Raw genomic sequence first — 259 nt, 5'->3', positions numbered from 1 at the left:
CGCGCTGCTCGACGAGAAACACCTCGACGAACTGGTGGCGCTCGATTTGCTGGATCAAACCTTCGTCAACGGCATCGAACAGATTCGCCTGCTGGTGGCGCGGCTTGCCACGAGCGCCGCGGCCCACGATCTCAAATCGACACACGAAGCCTTGCATCTTCTTCTTGGCGTCAGCGGCAATATCGGCGCAAAGGCGCTGCACCAATTCGCGCGGCAGATTTATCCGAGGATGATTGAAGGCGAATGGCCTGTGGAGGCC

Annotated in this window: 1 pseudogene; it reads left to right on the top strand. The window is 59.5% G+C overall.

Features of this window, described 5'->3' with window-relative positions:
* A pseudogene (locus SB751_RS32395) lies at positions 1–259 on the top strand (hybrid sensor histidine kinase/response regulator); the annotation flags it as partial.

Origin of the sequence: Cupriavidus sp. SIMBA_020 (assembly GCF_046535395.1) — a bacterium.
Taxonomy (GTDB): domain Bacteria; phylum Pseudomonadota; class Gammaproteobacteria; order Burkholderiales; family Burkholderiaceae; genus Cupriavidus; species Cupriavidus campinensis.
The sequence above is the reverse complement of the archived record's forward strand: the minus strand, read 5'-3'. Positions and strand labels throughout refer to the sequence as shown.